21 protein-coding genes are annotated in these 21,593 nt (G+C 71.4%); 13 read left to right on the forward strand and 8 right to left on the reverse strand.

The genetic code is table 11. The annotated features are described in order from the left end of the window. Positions 1-7: 7 nt before the first annotated feature. Positions 8-697 (forward strand): pirin family protein, encoded by a 690-nt coding sequence (locus ACSNOG_RS03050; protein ID WP_436750932.1) that lies wholly within the window; start codon positions 8-10, stop codon positions 695-697. A gap of 18 nt (positions 698-715) precedes the next feature. Here the strand turns inward: ACSNOG_RS03050 and ACSNOG_RS03055 are convergent, their stop codons facing one another. Then, positions 716-1,528 (reverse strand): serine hydrolase domain-containing protein, encoded by an 813-nt coding sequence (locus tag ACSNOG_RS03055; RefSeq protein WP_436750933.1) that lies wholly within the window; start codon positions 1,526-1,528, stop codon positions 716-718. A gap of 149 nt (positions 1,529-1,677) precedes the next feature. Here ACSNOG_RS03055 and ACSNOG_RS03060 point away from each other — a divergent pair, with 149 nt between their 5' ends. Both ACSNOG_RS03060 and ACSNOG_RS03065 read left to right on the forward strand, forming a co-directional pair. Then, positions 1,678-2,163 (forward strand): MerR family transcriptional regulator, encoded by a 486-nt coding sequence (locus ACSNOG_RS03060; RefSeq protein WP_436750934.1) that lies wholly within the window; start codon positions 1,678-1,680, stop codon positions 2,161-2,163. Positions 2,164-2,168: 5 nt separating this feature from the next. After that, positions 2,169-3,215: an aldo/keto reductase gene (locus tag ACSNOG_RS03065; protein ID WP_436750935.1), complete on the forward strand. Its 1,047-nt coding sequence runs from the start codon at positions 2,169-2,171 to the stop codon at positions 3,213-3,215. A 4-nt stretch (positions 3,216-3,219) separates the two neighbouring features. On the opposite strand, the gene ACSNOG_RS03070 is transcribed toward ACSNOG_RS03065, so the two are convergent. From ACSNOG_RS03070 to ACSNOG_RS03090, 5 genes are all read right to left on the reverse strand, one after another. After that, on the reverse strand, positions 3,220-3,900 hold the full coding sequence (locus ACSNOG_RS03070) for a response regulator (protein ID WP_436750936.1): 681 nt from the start codon (positions 3,898-3,900) through the stop codon (positions 3,220-3,222). Beyond that, on the reverse strand, positions 3,897-5,270 hold the full coding sequence (locus tag ACSNOG_RS03075) for a sensor histidine kinase (protein WP_436750937.1): 1,374 nt from the start codon (positions 5,268-5,270) through the stop codon (positions 3,897-3,899). The genes ACSNOG_RS03070 and ACSNOG_RS03075 overlap by 4 nt, the downstream gene beginning before the upstream one ends. Positions 5,271-5,380: 110 nt before the next feature. Beyond that, complete coding sequence (locus ACSNOG_RS03080) at positions 5,381-6,241, reverse strand: DUF4429 domain-containing protein (RefSeq protein ID WP_436750938.1); 861 nt, start codon at positions 6,239-6,241, stop codon at positions 5,381-5,383. A 103-nt stretch (positions 6,242-6,344) separates the two neighbouring features. Beyond that, a complete protein-coding gene (locus tag ACSNOG_RS03085) occupies positions 6,345-7,565 on the reverse strand; it encodes an alpha/beta hydrolase (protein WP_436750939.1) in 1,221 nt (406 codons plus the stop codon). Between the two features lie 98 nt (positions 7,566-7,663). Further along, a complete protein-coding gene (locus ACSNOG_RS03090; protein WP_436750940.1) occupies positions 7,664-8,326 on the reverse strand; it encodes a TetR/AcrR family transcriptional regulator in 663 nt (220 codons plus the stop codon). Between the two features lie 114 nt (positions 8,327-8,440). Here ACSNOG_RS03090 and ACSNOG_RS03095 point away from each other — a divergent pair, with 114 nt between their 5' ends. Both ACSNOG_RS03095 and ACSNOG_RS03100 read left to right on the forward strand, forming a co-directional pair. Further along, entirely contained in the window at positions 8,441-10,033 is a 1,593-nt protein-coding gene (locus ACSNOG_RS03095; RefSeq protein ID WP_436750941.1) for an MFS transporter, read from the forward strand. A 114-nt stretch (positions 10,034-10,147) separates the two neighbouring features. Beyond that, a complete protein-coding gene (locus tag ACSNOG_RS03100; protein ID WP_436750942.1) occupies positions 10,148-10,531 on the forward strand; it encodes a peptidase inhibitor family I36 protein in 384 nt (127 codons plus the stop codon). 73 nt (positions 10,532-10,604) lie between these two features. Here the strand turns inward: ACSNOG_RS03100 and aceE are convergent, their stop codons facing one another. Further along, the gene (aceE, locus tag ACSNOG_RS03105) at positions 10,605-13,337 is read right to left on the reverse strand and encodes a pyruvate dehydrogenase (acetyl-transferring), homodimeric type (RefSeq protein ID WP_436750943.1); all 2,733 of its coding nucleotides are present in this window, start codon (positions 13,335-13,337) and stop codon (positions 10,605-10,607) included. A 475-nt stretch (positions 13,338-13,812) separates the two neighbouring features. Here aceE and ACSNOG_RS03110 point away from each other — a divergent pair, with 475 nt between their 5' ends. The 6 genes from ACSNOG_RS03110 to ACSNOG_RS03135 all read left to right on the forward strand — a co-directional run bounded on the left by ACSNOG_RS03110 (position 13,813) and on the right by ACSNOG_RS03135 (position 18,421). Then, positions 13,813-14,235, forward strand: a complete 423-nt coding sequence (locus ACSNOG_RS03110; RefSeq protein ID WP_436750944.1) for a DUF3052 domain-containing protein — start codon at positions 13,813-13,815, stop codon at positions 14,233-14,235. A 169-nt stretch (positions 14,236-14,404) separates the two neighbouring features. After that, positions 14,405-14,863, forward strand: coding sequence for a peroxiredoxin (locus ACSNOG_RS03115; RefSeq protein ID WP_436750945.1), 459 nt, complete (start codon positions 14,405-14,407; stop codon positions 14,861-14,863). Positions 14,864-15,035: 172 nt separating this feature from the next. Beyond that, a complete protein-coding gene (locus ACSNOG_RS03120) occupies positions 15,036-15,611 on the forward strand; it encodes a TerD family protein (protein WP_030369882.1) in 576 nt (191 codons plus the stop codon). A 120-nt stretch (positions 15,612-15,731) separates the two neighbouring features. Further along, on the forward strand, positions 15,732-16,307 hold the full coding sequence (locus ACSNOG_RS03125; protein WP_436750946.1) for a TerD family protein: 576 nt from the start codon (positions 15,732-15,734) through the stop codon (positions 16,305-16,307). 49 nt (positions 16,308-16,356) lie between these two features. Beyond that, positions 16,357-17,514, forward strand: coding sequence for a DUF475 domain-containing protein (locus ACSNOG_RS03130; protein WP_436750947.1), 1,158 nt, complete (start codon positions 16,357-16,359; stop codon positions 17,512-17,514). Positions 17,515-17,677: 163 nt separating this feature from the next. Further along, entirely contained in the window at positions 17,678-18,421 is a 744-nt protein-coding gene (locus ACSNOG_RS03135; protein WP_436750948.1) for a TerD family protein, read from the forward strand. Positions 18,422-18,511: 90 nt separating this feature from the next. Here the strand turns inward: ACSNOG_RS03135 and ACSNOG_RS03140 are convergent, their stop codons facing one another. Continuing rightward, complete coding sequence (locus ACSNOG_RS03140) at positions 18,512-19,390, reverse strand: TerD family protein (RefSeq protein ID WP_436750949.1); 879 nt, start codon at positions 19,388-19,390, stop codon at positions 18,512-18,514. A gap of 241 nt (positions 19,391-19,631) precedes the next feature. Here ACSNOG_RS03140 and ACSNOG_RS03145 point away from each other — a divergent pair, with 241 nt between their 5' ends. Then, a complete protein-coding gene (locus ACSNOG_RS03145; RefSeq protein ID WP_436750950.1) occupies positions 19,632-20,855 on the forward strand; it encodes an HpcH/HpaI aldolase/citrate lyase family protein in 1,224 nt (407 codons plus the stop codon). 5 nt (positions 20,856-20,860) lie between these two features. Further along, positions 20,861-21,593 (forward strand): phosphoribosyltransferase domain-containing protein (locus tag ACSNOG_RS03150; RefSeq protein ID WP_436750953.1); only part of this gene is annotated, 733 nt, incomplete at its 3' end.

Raw genomic sequence — 21,593 nt, forward strand, 5'->3', positions numbered from 1 at the left:
TAGCCCGATGACGCACGTACAGCGGTCCGTCCAGCGCGCCGGTGAACGCTTCCGCGGCGGCGACCCTGACGCCGGGATCGAGACCTGGCACGCCTTCTCCTTCTCCGGCTTCTACGACCCCGACAACGTGCGGTTCGGCCCGCTCGCCGCCTGCAACGAGGAGCGGCTCGCTCCCGGCGCGGGGTTCGCCGAGCACCCGCACCGCGACGTCGAGCTCGTCACGTGGGTCGTCGAGGGAGAGCTCACTCACGAGGACTCCACGGGGCACGTCGAGGTCGTGCGCCCCGGCGACGTGCAGCGGCTCGGCGCGGGGGCGGGGGTGCGGCACTCGGAGCGCAACGAGGGCGCGGTGCCGCTGCGCTTCGTCCAGATGTGGCTGACGCCGTCGGAGTACGGCGGCGAGCCCTCGTACGAGGTGGTCCGCGACGTCGCCGACGGGACGCCGTACGCCCTCGCGGGCGGCGAGGCGGTGCTGCACGTGCGGCGGCTGCGGGCCGGCGAGCGGGGCTCCCTGCCGGGGGCGCCGTGGGTGTACGTGCACGTCGTACGTGGCGAGGTCCGGCTGGACGGAGAGCTCCTGCTGGGGGCCGGCGACGCGGCGCGGTTGCTCGACGCGCCGGGCGTGGAGGTGACGGCCATCGGCTCCGATGCGGAGCTCCTGTGCTGGGAGATGCACGCCGAGCCGCACTTCGGCTGAGCGGGCCGGAAGACCCTCTTACGAAAGCTCGGCCAGGACCGCGTCCGTCAGGGCGGGCCAGACCTCGGTGGCCCACGGGCCGAACGCGCGGTCCGTCAGGGCGACGCACGCCGCGCCCGCGGCGGGATCCACCCACAGGAACGTGCCCGACTGCCCGAAGTGCCCGTACGTGCGGGGCGAGGACGACGCGCCCGTCCAGTGCGGGGACTTGCCGTCGCGGATCTCGAAGCCGAGGCCCCAGTCGTTGGGCCGCTGGTGCCCGTAGCCGGGGAGGATGCCGGTCAGGCCGGGGAAGGCCACCGACGTCGCCCCGGCCACCGTCTCCGGCGAGAGCAGCCGCGGCGCCTGCAGCTCCGCGGCGAAGCGCACCAGGTCGGCGACGGTCGAGACGCCGTCCTTGGCCGGCGAGCCCAAAAGGTCCGTGGCGGTCATCGCCAGCGGCTCCAGGACCGCCTCCCGCAGGTAGTCCGCGAAGGGGATGTCCGTGGCCTTGGCGATGTGGTCGCCGAGCACCTCGAAGCCGGCGTTGGAGTAGAGCCGCCGCGTGCCCGGCTCGGCCATCGACCGGTGCTCGTCGAAGGCCAGCCCGGAGGTGTGGGCGAGGAGGTGGCGGACGGTGGAGCCCGCGGGCCCGGCGGGCTCGTCGAGCTCGACCGCGCCCTCCTCGACGGCGACGAGCGCGGCGTAGGCGGCGAGCGGTTTGGTGACGGAGGCCAGCGGGAAGCGGTGCTCCACCGGGCCGTGTGCGCCCACCGTCGTGCCGTCGGCCCGTACGACCGCCGCCGCAGCGGTGTCCACCGGCCAGTTCTCGATCATCCGCAGGCTCTGCATGGCCCCGAGCCTATCCCGGTCCCGCCGCCGGGCCGCTCCGGCCAAGATTCCCCCAAGAGTTCGCTTGCCTGGAGTGCACTCGAACTCTCTAGCGTTGTGGTCATCGCAAGGGCGACGACTGCGAACGCCCGCGAACAGGGGGAAGCTCGATGACCGTCTTGGACACCGCACCCGTGGGAACGACCACGCCGCCCGCGGCCGTGTGCACCGTGCTGGAACGGCAGCGCCACGGCCGCCCGGCCGGCCGCGACCGCTACACGATCAGCGAAGTGGCGGGCTGCACGGGGCTGTCGGTGCACACGCTGCGCTGGTACGAGCGGATCGGGCTGATGCCGCACGTGGACCGCTCGCACACCGGCCAGCGCCGCTACACCGACCGGGACCTGGACTGGCTGGACCTGGTGGGGCGGCTGCGCCTGACCGGCATGCCGGTGGCCGACATGGTCCGCTACGCACGGCTCGTCCGCGAGGGCGAGCACACGCTGGCCGAGCGCGAACGGCTGCTGACCGCGCACCGCGAGGACGTCCGCAACCGCATCGCGGAGCTGCGCAGCACCCTCGAAGTACTGGACTACAAGATCGACCTATATGCCGACGCCCGGCGACGGGCCGAGGCCGCCGAAGGGGCCCTGTAGCACTCATGAGCAACGGCAACGGCAACGACATCGACAAGACGCCGGAGATAGCGACCGCGGTCCTCGGCACCGGCGGCCCCGAGGTGGGCGTGCAGGGCCTCGGCTGCATGGGCATGAGCTTCGCCTACGGCGCGACGACCGACGAGGGCGAGGCCCGGGCGACCCTGGAGCGGGCACTCGAACTGGGCGTCACCCTCTACGACACGGCCGACATGTACGGCGCGGGCGAGAACGAGAAGTTCATCGCGCCGTTCGTCCGGGCCCACCGCGACCGGGTCGTCCTGGCCACCAAGTTCGCCATCGACTTCGACCCGGAGAACCCGCAGGCGCGGACGATCCGCAACGACCGCCCGTACATCCGCCGGGCCGTCGAGGGCAGCCTGCAGCGGCTCGGCGTCGACGAGATCGACCTCTACTACATGCACCGGCGCGACGTGAACGTCCCCATCGAGGAGACGGTCGGCGCCATGGCCGAGCTGGTCGCCGAGGGCAAGGTCAAGCACCTGGGCCTCAGCGAGGTCACCGCCGGCGAGCTGCGCGCGGCGCAGGCCGTGCACCCGATCGCCGCCGTGCAGTCGGAGTGGTCGCTCTTCAGCCGCGACATCGAGGCCCACGTGGTGCCGGCCGCGCGCGAGCTGGGCGTCGCCCTCGTGCCGTACTCGCCGCTCGGGCGCGGCTTCCTGACCGGATCGTTCGTGCGCGCCGACGCCGAGCTGTCGGGCGACGACTTCCGCCGCACCCAGCCGCGCTTCACGGGCGAGAACGCGACGGCGAACGCGGCGCTGCTGGAGCCGGTCCGGCGGATCGCGCAGGAGCGCGGCACCTCGCCCGGCCAGGTGGCGCTGGCCTGGGTCCAGCAGCAGGCGCAGGTGCACGGCCTGACGGTCGTTCCGATCCCGGGGACGCGCCGCCGCTCCCGCCTGGAGGAGAACACGGCCGCCACCAGGATCACCCTGACGGCGGACGAGCTCGCGGCCCTGGAGCCGATCGCGGGCAAGGTCGCGGGCGGCCGCTACGCCGACATGTCGTTCACCTCGGCCGGCCGCGAGTAGCCCGTCACTGCCCGCCCGGGGCCACCAGCCCCGACTCGTAGGCGAAGATCACCGCCTGGGCGCGGTCGCGCAGGCCCAGCTTGGCCAGGACCCTGCCGATGTGCGTCTTGACGGTCTGCTCGGCGAGCACCAGGGACGCCGCGATCTCCTGGTTGGACAGGCCCCGCGCGATGAGTTCGAGGACTTCCGTCTCGCGCGGGGTCAGCCCGTTCAGCCGCAGGGCCGGGCCGCCCCTGCGGCGGGCGGGGCGCTGCTTGGCGAAGTCGGCGATCAGACGGCGCGTCACGGAGGGGGCCAGCAGGGCCTCCCCGGCGGCCACGACCCGGACGGCCGAGATCAGGTCCGCGGGCGGGGCGTCCTTCAGCAGGAAGCCGGAGGCGCCCGCCCGCAGCGCCTCGTAGACGTAGTCGTCGACGTCGAACGTCGTCAGCATCAGCACCTTCGGGCGGTGGTGCACGCCGGGCGGCGGGTCGAGGAGCTGCCGCGCGGCCTCCAGCCCGTCCATCTCGGGCATCCGGACGTCCATCAGCACGACGTCCGGGTGGGCGCTGCGGCCCAGCTCCACGCCCTGCCGCCCGTCGGCGGCGTCGCCGACGACGTCGATGTCGGGCTGCGCGGCCAGCAGCGCGGCGAAGCCCGCCCGCACCATGGCCTGGTCGTCGACGATGATCACCTTGATGGTCATGCGGTGCGGGAGTCCTCTTCTGTTCCTGTTGATCCGGCTGATGTTGTCGCTCCGGCCGCTTCCGTGGGGAATTCCGTGCCGGATGCCGCCGTGAGCGGGAGCCGCGCGGCGACGCGGAAGCCCCCGCCGTCCAGCGGGCCGGTGTCGAGCGTGCCGCCGACCAGCCGCACGCGCTCCCGCATGCCGACCAGCCCGTGCCCCGTGCCGCCGGTCTCCACCGGCCGGGCGTCCCGGTCCGCCGCGGCGGTGTTGACGACCAGCACCATCAGTCGCGTGCCGGCCTCGTCCAGGGAGACCGACACGCGCGTGGCCGCCCCCGGCGCGTGCCGCACGACATTGGCCAGCGCCTCCTGGACGATGCGGTAGGCGGAGAGGTCCACGGTCTGCGGCAGGGCGTCCGGCAGCCGCTCCGGCATGACCAGCTCCACCGGCTGCCCGGACCGGACGGTCGCCTCGACCAGCTGCGGGATCCGCGCGACGCCCGGCTGCGGCGCCCGCTCGCCGCCCCCGCCGGAGGCGTCCTCGCTGCGCAGCACCCCCAGCAGGCGGCGCATCTCGGTCAGCGACTCCCGGGCCGTGGCGGCGATCGTGCCGAACTCCTCGCGCGCCTGCTCGGGAAGGTCCGCGATGCGGTACGGGGCGCTGTCCGCCTGCACGGTGATCACCGACATGTGGTGGGCGACGACGTCGTGCAGCTCGCGGGCGATGCGGGTGCGCTCCTCCAGCAGGGTGCGCCGGGCCCGCTCGGCCTCGCTGATCGTCTCCTGCTCCGCCAGCGCCCGCCGCGCGTCGCCGCGCTCGCGCAGGGCCCCGGCGAGCAGCATCAGCATGCCGCCGATCACGAACAGCGTGATCCAGACGCCGGAGGAGCTGCGCTCCGGCTCCAGGCCCCGCAGGAACGCGCCGGTGACGCCCGTGGCCAGCCAGACGGCGACGAGCGTCGGGCGCCGCTCCCGCATGCCGACCGCGAGCATCAGCAGCAGCATGCTGATGACGGTCATGGGCGGCCACGGCCAGGGCCAGTCGCCGTTGACGGGCTTCCACAGCGCGGCCACCGCCGCGGCGAGGTCCGCGGCGAAGGCGATCGCCCACGCGAGCAGGGGCCTGCGGACGGCGAAGATCAGCGGCACGGTCTGGGCGACGGCGAGGAACAGCGCGAGGCCGAAGCCCAGGCCGTACTCCTGCGCCAGGTTGTAACCCGTCAGCGGCAGCAGCAGGGCGGTGAACAGCCAGGCGACCACGTAGGGCAGCCTGCGCACCCAGCGGCGGCGCGACCGGCCGCCCAGGGGCACGGGCGGTCCGGCGGGGGTGCAGACGTCGATCGCGAAGGCGCGCGCCCGCGCGAGGGGGGCAGGGGGTGACTGGATCATGACCCCTTCAGCCTAGGCCGCGCCCCCGGCCCGGATCTCCTCCCCGGGTGGGGGCTCACGGGTCATACCGGGGTAGCACCGGTAGCAGCGCGCGGCACCGCTGCGGAGGGTCACAGCTCGGCGAGCAGCTGGGCCTTCTTCGCGCTGAACTCGTCGTCGGTGAGCAGCCCCGCCTCGTGCAGGGCGCCCAGGTGGCGGATCCGGTCGGCGATGCCGCCCGGGTCGGGCCGGGCGGCCGGGACGCGCGCGCCGGGCGAGGCCGTGGAGGCGGCCCGGACGGCCTGCAGGACGGCAGCGGCGAACGGCAGCGACTCGTGGAGGAGTCCGTAGCCCATGCCGAAGACGACGGCCGCCGGATCCTGGTCGGCCTGGCCGGGCAGCCGGTCCTCGGCGCCGCGCGGCACCAGCCGCAGATAGCCGCCGGCGATCTCGGGGGAGCGCCACTCGACGCCGGAGAGCTCCTCGACGGCGAACCGCTGGTCGCCGGCCTTCCACTTGGCGGAGGACGCGCCGGTCCAGAACCACCGGAAGGCGACGGAGGCGCCGTCGAAGGAGGCCTTGCCGTCGTAGGCCTTGAAGGACGCCGGGGGAGTGGGGGCCGCGACCAGGGGGCGCTGGGCGGGCTCGGCCGCGTCCGGGCCCAGCGCGGCCCGTATCTCGTCGGCGTAGTACTCGGCGAGGGCGTCGCGCTCGGCGGGCAGCACCAGCCGGTAGGGGTCGCTGCCCTCCTTGAGCTGGCCGTCGGCGACGTCCATCAGCGGATCGGCGCCCGGTCTCGGCACCGCACGCAGCACCACCGTCCCGCGCTTCCCCGGGGCCTGCTCGACGGCCGCGAGCGCCTCGTAGGGGATGCGTCGCTCACCGAGCGCCTGGAGCAGCTTCGGCGTGCGGATCCCCCGTTCGAAGCGGATGAGCACGGAGTCGGTGTCGAACTCCCAGACGGTGTGGAAACCCGTCAGCACATCACCCATGCCGTCATCGTATGCGCCGCCCGCCCGCGCGTCCCCCCGCGGGGAGCGGGGAGCTACGCGCGTTGTCCGTGCGCGGGCCCGGTACGGTGCGTACCGCTACGGGCTACGAGCCCGCGGCGCAGGACGCGTCCGCGTCGGCGCACGCCACCGTCTGCGGTGCGCCGACGCCGATGCCGGCGAAGTTGGCGAGGCTCGTCGTGCCGGGCTCGAAGTAGCCGGCGTGGCCCTCGGCGCCGCGGGCGGACAGCACCCGGGCCCCGAACGCCTGCGAGACGGGGTCGGCGCCGTGGCCGAGGCCGCCGACCTCCAGGTGCGGGACGCCCTGGATCCAGTCGTCCGGGTCGCGCATGGCCCATATGCGGGCGCTGGTCCGCAGCTCGGAGACGTGCTCGGCGCGCAGTCCGGGGCTGCCGGCCACCGCGACGTCGGTGACCCGGGGGGACATCGCGCGGGCGGCGACGCCGCACACCACCGAGCCGTAGCTGTGGCAGATCAGGGAGACCCGCGAGGTGCCGGGCAGCGCGCGCACGGCCGCGCGCAGCCGCAGGGCGCCCTCGGCGGCGAGCTTGCCGGTGGCGGCGTCCATGCCGACGCCGGCGGGCGAGGTGTAGTCGGCCCAGGCGATGACGGCGGTACGGGTGCGGGGGGCCGCCTCGCGCTCGGCGGCGTAGAGGGCGCGGGCCATGCCCACGGGTGCGCTGTACGCCCGCTGGGACTTCTCGAACGTCAGCAGGTTGGTGTCGACGCCGGGGACGACGACGGAGACCCGCTCGGCGCGGTCGAGGTCGCCGATGACTTCCGCGACGCGGCCGGCGCCGGTGGGGTCGAAGGCGAGGATCCGGCGCCCGTCGGCGCGCAGGGACTCGAAGCGGTGCATGCGGCGCACGGCCTCCTGGCGGCCCACCGGGCTGAGGCCGCTCGCGTGGCTGCGGCGCTTCTCCACGGCGCGCGCCCGATCGAGGGCCACGCGGTTGGCGCGGTAGCGCAGGGCCACCGGGGCCCCGTTGAGGTTGCCGACGACGAAGGGGTGGTCGTCGGCGAGCCGGGCCTGCTGGGAGCCGGTGAGGGAGGCGAAGAAGCGGGCCACGGCGTCGGGAGCCGTCCCCGGGGCCGGCAGCGGTCTGCCGGCTATGGAGCCGTGCAGCCAGGCGCTGAGCGAGACCGTACGCGCGTCTCCCGCGGCCTTGTGGCTTCTGACGGCCGTCCAGCCGGTCGTCCCGAGCATCACGAAGACCACGGCCAGGGCGAGCAGCGCGCGCCACACGGTGGCCGTGGTCGTCCACGGTACGGAGGAGGGGGAGCCGAGCTCCGGGAAGGAAGTCACCGCGAAACACAGTAGGAGAAACGCGGCGGCGACTGCGAAGTCCGTGAGCTATCTCACGTTTGAGTGGGGGGAATTGGGCACATGCGTAGGTCTTTCGATCAGGCGCGCCAGTTTCCGGCCAACGCCGGGCCCAGCTGGTCGATATAAGCCACGGTCAGCAGCCGGAGATCTTCCAGACCGCCCTCCCCGCGCTCGCCCCAGATCCTCGCGGTGACGCGCATCACCCCGCCGAACGCCGCCACGAGCACGTGCGGCCGCGGGTCGGTGCCGAGGTCCAGACCCTCGCGCCGGGCGATCTCCCGGGTGAGCTGCTCCTCCACCTCGGAGAGCTTGCGCAGCCGCGCCGCCAGCAGCTGGGGCGTCGACTCGATCATCCGGTACGTGCGCATGTGCAGTTCGAGCGGCACGACCGACTCGATGACCTCGCTCGCGCCCTCCCAGGTGGCGAGCACGGCGCCGCGCAGGGCGGGCAGCGGCGCCTCGGCCGGCGGGCGGGAGCGCAGCGTGGCCAGGAAGAGGGCGTCGACCGAGGTCTGCATGGCCAGCGCGACCTCTTCCTTGTTCGCGAAGTAGCGGAAGAAGGTGCGCTGGGAGACCTCCGCGGCCTCGGCGATCTCGTCGACGGTGGTGCGCTCGTAACCCTTGAGGGCGAACAGCTCCAGGGCGGACCGGATGAGGGAGTCCCGCGTGCGCCGCTTCTTCCGCTCGCGCAGCCCGGCCGGCGGCGCCGCAAGGGCCGCCGGGTCCTCGATCGCCGGCATTGCTCGCCTCTCCTCCGCGACGTTTGTGCTGCTCAGGATAGCCACGCGGAAAAGTGACAGGCATCAGCGGATGCGGTCGACGGCCAATTGGCAGGCACTGACATAATTCTCCCCATGACGTCTCAGACCGCTGTCGCCGAGGCGCAGCCGGACCTCGGACCCCGCAAGGGGCTCCGCGGCCATCCCTGGCTGACCCTCTTCTCCGTGGCGATAGGCGTGATGATGGTCGCGCTCGACGGCACGATCGTCGCCGTCGCGAATCCCGTCATCCGGGATGACCTCCACGCCTCGCTCGCCGATGTCCAGTGGATAACCAACAGCTACCTCCTCGCCCTCGCGGTGGCCCTGATCACCGCGGGCAAGCTGGGTGACCGCTTCGGTCACCGGCTGACCTTCCTCATAGGTACCACCGGCTTCGCCGCCTCCTCCGGAGCCATCGCGCTCTCGGGCAGCGTGTCGGCCGTCGTCGCCTTCCGGGTCCTGCAGGGCCTGTGCGGGGCGCTGCTGATGCCCGCCGCGCTCGGCCTGCTGCGCGCCACCTTCCCGGCCGGGAAGCTCAACATGGCCGTCGGCATCTGGGGCATGGTCATCGGCGTCTCGACCGCCGGCGGCCCGATCCTCGGCGGCGTCCTCGTCGAACACGTCAACTGGCAGTCCGTCTTCTTCATCAACGTGCCGGTCGGCGCCCTCGCGCTCGCCCTGGGCCTGGTGATCCTCAAGGACCACCGCTCCGACCACGCCCCCCGCTCCTTCGACCTCCCCGGCATCGGCCTGCTCTCGGCCGGCATGTTCTGCCTCGTCTGGGCGCTGATCAAGGCCCGGGACTGGAGCTGGGGAGACGGCAAGACCCTGCTCTTCCTGGGGGGAGCGGCCCTCGCCCTCGTCCTGTTCGTCCTGTGGGAGACCAAGGCCCGCGAGCCCCTGCTGCCGCTGCGCCTCTTCCGCTCCGTGCCGCTGAGCGCGGGCACCGCCCTGATGCTGCTGATGGCCTTCGCCTTCATCGGCGGGCTGTTCTTCGTCACCTTCTACCTGCAGAACGTGCACGGCATGAGCCCCGTCGACTCGGGCCTGCACCTGCTGCCCCTGACCGGCATGATGATCGTCGCCTCGCCGGTCGCCGGAGCGATCATCACCCGGGTCGGGCCGCGCGTCCCCCTCGTCCTCGGCATGGTCCTGACCACGGTCGCCTGCTTCGGCATGGCGCGCCTGGAGGCGGGCTCCGGCACGGGCGTGATGTCGGTGTGGTTCGCCCTCTTCGGCCTCGGCCTGGCCCCGGTCATCGTCGGCGCGACCGAGGTCATCGTCGGCAACGCCCCGCTGGAGCACGCGGGCGTGGCGGGCGGTCTGCAGCAGGCCGCCATGCAGGTGGGCGGCTCGCTCGGCACCGCCGTCCTGGGCGCCGTCATGGCCGCCCGCGTCGACAACGCCCTGCCCGGCAAGTGGGCCGGCGCGGGGCTGCCCCCGGGCAGGCCGGAGGAGATGGCGCAGGCGGCCGACGCCGTGGCCGTCGGTGTGGCGCCGGTGCCGCCGGGGACGCCGGCGGACGTGGCCGGGAAGATCACGGGCGTCGCACATGACACTTTCGTGTCAGGGATGAGCCTGTCCTTCACCGTCGCGGGGATCGTCGCGGCCGTCGCCGCCGTGGTCGCCCTCTTCACCAAGCGCGGATCCCACCCCGAGGCCGCGGCCGGGGCGGCCCACATCTGAGCCGTCCGGATCGCTTCCCCTATCAGGGCCCCGCAGCGCGGGGCCCTCTTGGCAGCCGCGATCACCACCGGAAGGATGCGGTGTGCAACGCAGCCGATACAGGGAGTGATTCTCATGCGTACGATCCGCACCGCCGCCGCCGTCACGGCCGCGGCCGCCGCGCTGGCCCTGTTCGCCGCGCCCACCGCGGGAGCCGCGGGCACGGCCGGCAAGGGGCGGCTCGGTTCCTGCGCCGCCGGGCAGCTCTGCCTGTGGACGAAGTCCGACTTCCACGGCGCGCGCAGCACGAGCGAGCTCGCGGACATCGCCATCGAGGACTGCGTGGCCTTACCGGCGGGCGGCAGCGCGGCCTCGCTCGTCAACCGCACGGGGCGCCCTGTTACTACGTACCAGAGCGCTACGTGCGCGGAGACGGGTGAGTTCAGCACGTACCCGTCGGGGACCTGGGTCCCGGAGAGCCCGTACGTCGTACGGGCGTACAAGGTCTGGGAGCACTGAGCTCCGCGGAAACGCCGGTGCCCCCGGGCCGACGAGGTCGGCCCGGGGGCACCGGGGGAAACAGGGTGATCGCTTACGCGTCGCCGCCCGCGGCGCCCGGGTCGGCCGCCGTGACGTCGAGGAGCTGGTAGCGGTCCACCGCCTGCTTCAGCGCCGAGCGGTCGACCTTGCCCTGCTTCGCCAGCTCGGTGAGCACGGCCAGGACGATCGACTGGGCGTCGATGTGGAAGAAGCGACGGGCCGCGCCACGGGTGTCGGCGAAGCCGAAGCCGTCGGCACCCAGCGACTGGTACGCACCCGGCACCCAGCGCGAGATCTGGTCCGGCACGGCGCGCATCCAGTCGGACACGGCCACGAACGGGCCCTCGGCGCCCTGGAGCTTCTGCGTCACGTACGGGACGCGGAGCTCCTCCTCCGGGTGCAGGAGGTTGTGCTCCTCCGCCTCGATGGCGTCCTTGCGCAGCTCGTTCCAGGAGGTCGCCGACCAGACGTCCGCCTTGACGTCCCACTCCTCGGCGAGGATCTTCTGGGCCTCGATCGCCCACGGCACCGCCACGCCCGAGGCGAGGATCTGGGCCGGGATCGCGCCCTTCTCACCCTGCGAGAAGCGGTACAGACCCTTGAGGATGCCCTCGGCGTCCACGCCGGCCGGCTCGGCCGGGTGCTGGATCGGCTCGTTGTAGACGGTCAGGTAGTAGAAGACGTCCTCGGCGTTCTCGCCGTACATCCGGCGCAGACCGTCCTTGACGATGTGCGCCATCTCGAAGCCGAACGCGGGGTCGTAGGAGACGACGCCCGGGTTCGTGGACGCCAGCAGCTGCGAGTGGCCGTCCGCGTGCTGCAGGCCCTCACCGGTCAGGGTGGTGCGACCGGCGGTGGCGCCGAGCACGAAGCCGCGCGACAGCTGGTCGGCCATCTGCCAGAACTGGTCACCCGTGCGCTGGAAGCCGAACATCGAGTAGAAGACGTAGACCGGGATCAGCGGCTCGCCGTGCGTCGCGTAGGCCGAGCCCGCCGCGATCAGCGAGGCCGTGCAGCCCGCCTCGGAGATGCCGTCGTGCAGCATCTGGCCGGTCGGCGACTCCTTGTACGCGAGCAGCAGCTCGCGGTCCACGGACTCGTACTGCTGGCCGAGCGGGTTGTAGATCTTGGCCGACGGGAAGAACGCGTCCATGCCGAAGGTGCGGTACTCGTCGGGGGCGATCAGCACGAAGCGCTTGCCGATCTCCTTGTCCCGCATGAGGTCCTTCAGGATGCGGACGAACGCCATGGTGGTGGCGATCGACTGCTGGCCGGAGCCCTTCTTGGCGCTCGCGTAGGCCTTGTCGTCCGGGAGGGCCAGCGGCTTCGACCGGTCGACGCGCGTCGGCACGTAGCCGCCGAGCGCGTTCCGGCGGTCGTGCATGTACTGGATCTCCTCCGAGTCGCGACCCGGGTGGTAGTACGGCGGCAGGCCGGACTCCAGCTCCTTGTCGGCGATCGGGATGTGGAGGCGGTCGCGGAAGCGCTTGAGGTCCTCGACCGTGAGCTTCTTCATCTGGTGGGTCGCGTTGCGGCCCTCGAAGTTCGGACCGAGGGTCCAGCCCTTGACGGTCTGCGCGAGGATCACGGTCGGCTGGCCCTTGTGGGCCTTGGCCGCCGCGTACGCCGCGTAGATCTTCTTGTGGTCGTGACCGCCGCGGCCCAGGTGCAGGATCTGGTCGTCGGTCATGTTCTCGACCATCTTGCGGAGACGGTGGTCGTCGCCGAAGAAGTGGTCGCGGATGTACGCACCGGTCTCGGTGGCGTACGTCTGGAACTGGCCGTCCGGGGTGCTGTTGAGCTTGTTGACCAGGATGCCGTCGCGGTCCTGGGCCAGCAGCGGGTCCCAGGAGCGGTCCCACACCAGCTTGATCACGTTCCAGCCGGCGCCGCGGAACTGCGACTCCAGCTCCTGCATGACCTTGCCGTTGCCGCGCACCGGGCCGTCGAGGCGCTGCAGGTTGCAGTTGACGACGAAGGTCAGGTTGTCCAGGCCCTCACGGGCGGCGATGGACAGCTGGCCGAGCGACTCCGGCTCGTCCATCTCGCCGTCGCCGAGGAACGCCCAGACGTGCGACTTGGAGGTGTCGGCGATGCCGCGCGCCTCCATGTAGCGGTTCATGCGGGCCTGGTAGATCGCACCGAGGGGGCCGAGGCCCATCGAGACGGTCGGGAACTCCCAGAAGTCCGGCATGAGCCGCGGATGCGGGTAGCTGGAGAGGCCGTAGGGGGCCTTCGACTTCTCCTGGCGGAAGGAGTCCAGGTTCCGCTCGGAGAGCCGGTCCAGCAGGAACGCACGGGCGTAGATGCCGGGGGAGGCGTGACCCTGGAAGAAGATCTGGTCGCCGCCGTCGCCCTCGTCCTTGCCGCGGAAGAAGTGGTTGAAGCCCACGTCGTACAGCGAGGCGGAGGAGGCGAAGGTCGCGATGTGACCGCCGACGCCGATGCCGGGGCGCTGGGCACGGGAGACCATCACGGCCGCGTTCCAGCGGGTCGCGTTCAGGATCTTGCGCTCGATCTCCTCGTTACCGGGGAAGAACGGCTCGTCCTTGGTCGCGATCGTGTTGACGTAGTCCGTGCTGCGCATCTCGGGCACGGCGACGCGCTTCTCGCGTGCGCGCTCGATCAGGCGAAGCATGAGGTAGCGGGCACGTTCCCGGCCTCGCTCATCGACGGCTGCGTCGAGCGAGTCGAGCCACTCCTGGGTCTCTTCGGGATCGAAGTCCGGGACCTGGCTGGGAAGGCCGCCAATGATGATCGGGTTGCGATCGGATCCGGAAGCCACGCTGTTCCTTCGCTGTTCGGTGGTCGTGCTCTGCACGCGATGTTGCTGCGCACGCGGTCAAATATTGCTCTGCTTATGTCGCGCCGGTCCCATCGTGGACCGCGGCGGCGGAAACGTCATCTCTACTGGGCGGTAACCACCACTGGTGAGACGAAGCGGCGTTTGTCGGTCGCCCGGGGCGGCCAAATCGCAACCTTACGCCCCCAAAGAGGGTTCTCCGTGTACGGCTGTTCGGGGTCGGCGAGGGTCATCGCATGGAGTAACTTCGCAAATGGGGCAAAACTCTGTGTTGTGAATCACTTGCCCCTCCTGCCTCATGGTTGGAGTTGCCATAAGACGTCCGCGTCCGTCAACGTTTCGGCGGTCTCGATGGCCGGGTACTTGCGCGATCCGTCCGTCACGTGTGGACTACGCCCATCGTTTCGCGTACGCGCGAGCCGAATGCAACGTCTCGAAGGATGACAGGAGGAAATCCGTGAGCGCGACCGCGGACCACGCGGAGGAGCGGACCAATCCGGCCGGAAGGCTGGGTTTCGAGCCCGGACAGGTGGTCCAGGAGATCGGTTACGACGACGACGTCGATCATGATCTCCGTGAAGGTATCGAGTCCCTCATCGGCCAGGACCTCGTCGACGAGGACTATGACGACGTGGCCGACGTCGTCCTGCTGTGGTTCCGGGATGAGGACGGAGACCTCACGGACGCGCTGGTGGACGCCATCGGTCTGCTCGAGGACGGCGGAGTCATCTGGCTGCTGGTGCCCAAGACCGGCCGTGACGGCTACATCGAGCCGAGCGACGTCAGCGAGGCGGCCCAGACCGCGGGCCTGAGCCAGACCAAGAGCATCAGCGTGGCCAAGGACTGGACCGGCGCCCGCCTGGTCGCCCCCAAGCGCTAGCCCCAGGGCGGGCGCACCCCGACACCCGCACGGAGCCCCCCGGCAGCACGCTGCCCGGGGGGCTCCCTGCATCCCCCGAAGTGGGCAGTGACACACTGGCGCCCTACCCGCCGGTGGCCGGGTCCGGCGCGGACCCCGGGCCGGCCCCTGCCGAGAGAGGGATGCGAACATGGCGATCGAGGTCGGCACCAAGGCCCCGGACTTCGAGCTGAAGAACCAGCACGGCGAGACCGTCCGGCTCTCCGACTACCGCGGTGAGAAGAACGTCGTCCTGCTCTTCTACCCCTTCGCCTTCACCGGCGTGTGCACCGGCGAGCTGTGCGCCCTGCGCGACGAGCTGCCGAAGTTCGTCAACGACGACGTCCAGCTGCTCGCCGTCTCCTGCGACGCCCCGTTCTCGCTGCGCGTCTTCGCCGAGCAGGAGGGCCTCACCTACCCGCTGCTCTCCGACTTCTGGCCGCACGGCGACACCGGCCGCGCCTACGGCGTCTTCGACGAGGAGAAGGGCTGCGCCGTGCGCGGCACCTTCATCATCGACAAGGAGGGCGTGGTGCGCTGGACCGTCGTCAACGGCCTGCCCGACGCGCGCGACCTGGACGAGTACACCAAGGCGCTCGCGGCTCTCTGAGCGACGCGCGGCTCCGCGGGCGGCTCGCGGCCCGCTGAGCGAGAAGTTCTGAGCAAGAAGTATGTAATCGGTGGGAACCGGTCACTAGGATCCACACGTTGACCGGATGCCATCGCACACCGGGGGCGCAGGTGGAGACCTGACCCCTCGAACCCGAACCAATGGAGGACTCGTGGGAGTCAGTCTCAGCAAGGGCGGCAACGTCTCGCTGACCAAGGCGGCCCCGAACCTGACCGCGGTCATCGTCGGTCTCGGCTGGGACGCCCGTACCACCACCGGTACGGACTTCGACCTGGACGCCAGCGCCCTGCTGACGAACGACCAGGGGAAGGTCGCCAACGACCAGAACTTCGTCTTCTTCAACAACCTGAAGAGCCCCGACGGCTCCGTCGAGCACCAGGGTGACAACCTCACCGGTGAGGGCGAGGGCGACGACGAGGTCATCAAGGTGAACCTGGCCGGCGTGCCCGCCGATGTCGCCAAGATCGTCTTCCCGGTCTCGATCTACGAGGCCGAGTCGCGCCAGCAGAGCTTCGGCCAGGTCCGCAACGCCTACATCCGCGTGGTGAACCAGGCCGACAACACCGAGCTGGCCCGTTACGACCTCAGCGAGGACGCCTCGACCGAGACCGCCATGGTCTTCGGCGAGCTCTACCGCCACGGCGCGGAGTGGAAGTTCCGCGCCATCGGCCAGGGCTACGCCTCGGGCCTGCGCGGCATCGCCCAGGACTTCGGCGTCAACGTCTGACCGACAGGCCATCCCGCGTCCGGCGCCGCACCCCCGCTTCCCGGGAGTGCGGCGCCGGACGTGCACGGTGCCCCCGCCGTCCGCGGGGCGCCGGATCTCGACCGGGGAGGAAACAAGATCATGGGCGTCACGCTCGCCAAGGGAGGCAACGTCTCCCTCTCCAAGGCCGCACCCAACCTCACCAATGTGACCGTCGGTCTCGGCTGGGACGCGCGCTCCACCACCGGAGCCCCCTTCGACCTCGACGCCAGCGCCCTGTTGTGCGCCACGGGCCGCGTGCTCGGCGACGAGTACTTCGTCTTCTACAACAACCTCAAGAGCCCCGAGGGCTCCGTCGAACACACCGGCGACAATCTCACCGGTGAGGGGGACGGCGACGACGAGACGATCCTGGTCGACCTCAGCCGGGTCCCGGCCGCCTGCGACAAGATCGTCTTCCCGGTCAGCATCCATGACGCCGACGTCCGCGGCCAGAGCTTCGGCCAGGTCAGCAACGCCTACATCCGCGTGGTGAACCAGGCCGACGGCAGCGAGCTCGCCCGCTACGACCTCAGCGAGGACGCCTCCAGCGAGACCGCAATGATCTTCGGCGAGGTCTACCGCTACGGCGGCGAGTGGAAGTTCCGAGCGGTGGGACAGGGGTACGCGTCGGGCCTGCGCGGCATCGCCCTAGACTTCGGGGTCAACGTTTCGTAAAGCCGCGCACGGCGCGGGGGAAACCCCATAACGAAGGATTGGGTAGCCAGTGCTCCTGAAAACCTTTGGTTGGTCGTTCGCCATCACGGCGGCCGGACTGGCCCTGGCCGGTGTCCTCTGGGGGTGGCAGGGGCTCGCGATCGTCGCGATACTGTCCGTCCTCGAGATCTCGCTCTCGTTCGACAACGCGGTCATCAACGCCGGAATCCTCCGGAAGATGAACCCCTTCTGGCAGAAGATGTTCCTGACCCTGGGCATCCTCATCGCCGTCTTCGGCATGAGGCTGGTGTTCCCGGTCGTCATCGTCGCCATCACGGCGAAGCTGGGACCGATCGAAGCGGTCAAGGTCGCCATTCAGGATCACGACCGGTACGAGGCGCTGGTCACCAGCGCCCACCCGGCCATCGCCGCGTTCGGTGGCATGTTCCTGCTGATGATCTTCCTGGACTTCATCTTCGAGGACCGGGACATCAAGTGGCTCGCCTGGCTGGAGAAGCCGCTCGCCAAGCTCGGCAAGCTGGAGACCCTCTCCATCGTCGTCTCGCTGGTCGTGCTGATCATCGCCGCCACGACCTTTGCCACCGCCGTCCCCGTCCACGACGGCGAGGGCACGATCGACAAGGCCAGCACGGTCCTGCTCGCCGGAATCGGCGGTCTGATCACCTACCTGGTCGTCGGCGGAATCTCCGAATACTTCGAGAACCGCCTCGAAGAGGAGGAAGAGGAAGCCGAGGAGGAGGCCGAGGCCGCGAAGGACGCGGCGCCCGCCGGGAAGCAGGGCGGCGGCTCGGCCGTCGGCCTCGCCGGCAAGGCCGCCTTCTTCATGTTCCTCTACCTCGAGGTCATCGACGCGTCCTTCTCCTTCGACGGTGTCATCGGCGCCTTCGCCATCACCAACGACATCTTCGTGATGGCCCTCGGCCTCGGCATCGGCGCCATGTACATCCGGTCCCTGACGGTCTTCCTCGTCCGCAAGGGGACCCTGGACGACTACGTCTATCTCGAGCACGGCGCGCACTACGCCATCGGTGCGCTCGCGGTCATCCTGCTGATCAGCATCAAGTACGAGATCCCCGAGGTCGTCACCGGTCTCATCGGTGTCGTCCTCATCGGCCTGTCGTTCCTGTCCTCCGTGATGCGCAACCGCAAGGAAGCGGCGGGCGGCGGCGACTCCGGTGCCAAGGCGGAAGTCGCTTCCGGGGTGTGACCCGTCACCGGGGTGTGACCCACCCTTTCCAGGGCGTGACCCCTTCCGGGGTGTGACCCTGGCACATTTGAGGAACGCTCTCAGCGGGGCGGTCGTGAGGCTCACCTCACGGCCGCCCCGCGGCAGTTGAGCGGGAATGTGCAACAAAAGGGGTGGGGTTCTCATGGCGGTCTGGGACAGGTTCTTCGGCAACTGGGGGCGCGCGGCCGCGCAGCAGCTCGACTTCGGCGGCACCAATGGGGCCGTCGAGCTGACCAAGCGTCATCCCTCGTTCTCGCTCACCAAACAAGGAGCGGTCACCGGCAATCTGCGGGTCAACCTCTCCTGGCGGATGCGCACCTCGGACTTCGGCGACCGGCCCGGCCGCGTCGAGGGCCTGCGGCACCCGATGCGCAAGTTCCGGCCCGAGATGGTGCAGGCGCAGGGCCCGGCCATGGTGAACGTCGACCTCGACCTCGCCTGCATGTACGAGCTCCAGGACGGCGCCAAAGGCGTGGTGCAGCCCCTCGGGAACATACTGGGCAGCATCAACAGCCCGCCGTACGTCCAGCTGAGCGGCGACGACAGGTTCGGCTCCGGGTCCGGCGAGACGATCTACATCAACATGGACCACCGCGCCGAGATCAAGCGACTGCTGATCTTCGTCTACATCTACGACGGCACCCCGGCGTTCGACCGTACGCACGCCCTCGTCACGCTCTACCCGGGCAACGGCCCCCGGATCGAGATCGCCCTGGAGGAGCGCGCGCCGGAGGCGCGGTCGTGCGCCGTGGTGATGCTGGAGAACGTCAAGGGCGACATCATCCTGCGGCGCGAGATGAAGTACGTGTACGGGTTCCAGGCGGAGCTGGATCGCCTGTACGGGTGGGGCCTGCAGTGGGGGCGGGCGTACAAGACGAAGGTGTGACGGCCCCTTGCGGGGCCGTCCCCTTAAAGATTCAGCCGTCCGGCGCTTGAGGACCGGGGTCCGGGGCAGAGCCCCGGGGCGGTGCCGCGGTCAGCGGTTCGGGAGGAACTGCGGGCCCTGCGGCGGCAGCCGGAAGGACGGATCCGGCACCGGCCGGTAGGCCGGGGGGTACCCGTACGACGGCCCGCCCGCGGGCGCGGGCTGCTGCGGATAGCCGTACGCCGGCTGCGGCGCCTGCGGCTGCGGCGCGGGGGCCACCGGCGGCATCGGGGGCGGCGGCGGGTACCCGTACCCCGGCTGCGGCTGCGGCTGCGGCTGGGGCTGCGGCGCCGGCTCGGGGGCGGGTGCGGGTGCCGGCTCCGGCGTGGGCGTGGCCGTGGGCGCCGGGGCCGGCTCGGGCGCCGGCGAGCCCTCGGATTCGTCGACCGAGATCCCGAACTCCGTGGCCAGCCCGACCAGCCCCGACGCGTACCCCTGCCCCAGGGCCCGGAACTTCCAGCCGTCCCCGCGCCGGTAGAGCTCCCCGCAGATCATCGCGGTCTCGGAGCCCGTCTCCGGCTGGACCTCGAAGAGGGCGAGCGGCTCCCCGGGCTGCCCCGCCGGGACCGCCGCCGCGTCGTAGACCAGGACGCACAGGTCCCGCACCTGGCCGAAGTCGCCGCCGTCCGCCGAAGCGGCCAGTACGACGCGCTGCACCGACGGCTCCAGTGCGGCCAGGTCTGTCTCGATCGCATCCGTCAAGCCCTCGACCAGTCGTTTCTTGGGCAGGTGGCGGACGGCGCCGGAGGGGTGGCGGGGCTGGTTGTAGAAGACGAAGTCCTCGTCCGTGCGGACGCGGCCCTCCTCGCCCACGAGCAGGGCGGAGGCATCCACGTCCGGGACGCCCGGGCCGGGGGTCCAGCGCAGTACCGCCCGCACCGTGCGGGCGTCCAGCGGGATGTTCGACCCCTTCAGCATGGCGTGCGTCATGTCCGCAATCCTGCCCTCCCGCGGCTGCGGGGGACAACGCAGGGGTCGGCGGCGGTGGCGACGATCACGAAACCGGCACACGGCGCACCCGCGGGCTCCCCGGGCCGACACTTCGGGGACCCATACGGGGCCCCAGATTTTCATGCATTTGGGGAACTCTTGACCCGTCGCCGGACGTACGATAATCGGCCACACTTCTGCCCGGACGAGCCGGTGGGAGGTCTGGCCCACGGGGAGAGTAATGAGGCATTTCCAACACCTTGCACCCTCAGTGCGGAATGGACTGTTCCACCGGGAGCCGGTCGCCTTCGACGCCGGCTCCCCCGCCCGCACGCTCTCCGTCGCCCTCGGTGCCACGCTCTACAGCCCCGCTACGCGGCCGACCCTCGCGGCGGACGTCGCCAAGCAGGCCGAGCGGGGTGTCGTGTCCATGGTGCTGTGCCTGGAGGACTCCATAGGCGACCAGGACGTCGTTCCCGCCGAGGAGAACCTCGTCCGGCAGTTCGCCGTGCTGGACGGTGCGGGTGGCGGTGGCGGTGGCGGTGGCGGTGGCGGTAGCCGTGGCGCTGGCGCGGGTGGCGGTGGTGCGGTTCCGCTGCTGTTCATTCGCGTGCGCGAGCCCGCTCAGATCACCGATCTCGTGCGGCGCCTCGGGCCCTCCGTCCGGCTGCTCTCCGGCTTCGTCCTGCCGAAGTTCACCGAAGAGCGGGGCGTGCCCTTCCTGGAGGCCCTCACCGAGGCCGAAGCGGCCTGCGGGCAGCGGCTGTTCGCCATGCCCGTCCTCGAATCGCCCGAGCTGCTGCACCTGGAGACGCGCCGCGAGGCCCTCGCCGGGATCGCCCGCACCGTCGAGAAGTACCGCGAGCGGGTGCTCGCCCTGCGGCTCGGCGTCACCGACTTCTGCTCCGCGTACGGGCTGCGCCGCGCGCCCGACATGACCGCGTACGACGTCCAGATCGTCGCCTCCGTGATCGCCGACGTCGTGAACGTGCTGGGGCGCGCCGACGGCAGCGGGTTCACCGTCACCGGGCCCGTGTGGGAGTACTTCAGACAGCACGAGCGGATGTTCAAGCCGCAGCTGCGGCGCACGCCCTTCGCCGGGCCCGCGGAGGAGCTGCGCACCGCCCTCATCCAGCACGACATGGACGGGCTCCTGCGCGAGATCCAGCTCGACCGGGCGAACGGGCTCCAGGGCAAGACGTGCATCCACCCCTCGCACGTCGCCCCCGTGCACGCGCTGTCCGTGGTCAGCCACGAGGAGTTCAGCGACGCCCAGGACATCCTGCGGCCGGAGCGCGACGGCGGCGGAGTGCTGCGGTCCGCCTACACGAACAAGATGAACGAAGTGAAGCCGCACCGGGCCTGGGCCGAGCGGATCATGCTGCGCGCCGAGGTGTTCGGCGTCGCGCGGGAGGACGTGAGCTTTGTGGAGCTGCTGGCGGCGAGCGTGGGGGCGGGGGCGTGAGCGGGGTGTGGTCCGGCGAGTGGGTTGCCGAGCGACTCGGGGTCGCCCTGGAGGGTGACGCCCGGCTGGCGGAGCTTCTGGGACTCGCCCTGAGGAGGAATCCGAAGCGGGCGCATCTGCTCGTCTCGAACGTGCTGGGCAAGCACGTGCCCGCGCGGCCCGCGGAGGTGTACGAAGCCGGGGCCGGGCTCGGGCGGCGCGTGCGGGTCTTGCTGGGCGAGGAGGAGGCGGCGCGGGCCGTCGTCCTGGGGTACGCCGAGACCGCTACGGGGCTGGGGCACGCCGTCGCCGACGGGCTGGGGCTCGCCCCGTACCTGCACTCGACGCGGCGGGCCGTGGCGGGGGTCGCACCCGTCGGCGGGTTCGAGGAGGAGCACAGCCACGCCACGTCCCACCTGCTGCTGCCGGAGGATCCGCGGCTGCTGGAGGGCGACGGGCCGCTCGTGCTCGTGGACGACGAGTTCTCCACGGGGCGGACGGTTCTGAACACGATCGCGGCGCTGCACGCGCGGTTCCCGCGGGCGCGGTACGTGGTGGTTGCGCTGGTCGACATGCGGTCGGAGGAGGACCGGGCCGGTCTGGAGGCCTTCGCCGAGGGGCTGGGGGCCCGGGTGGACCTGATCGCCCTGGCTTCGGGGACGGTGGGGCTGCCGGAGGGGGTGCTGGAGCGCGGCCAGGAGCTGGTGGCCGCGTGCGAGGCTGCTGCTGCCGGTGCGTCGTGGGTCCGGGGCCGGGGGC

The organism is Streptomyces sp. URMC 124 (assembly GCF_051386455.1).
Classification (GTDB): Bacteria; Actinomycetota; Actinomycetes; order Streptomycetales; family Streptomycetaceae; genus Streptomyces.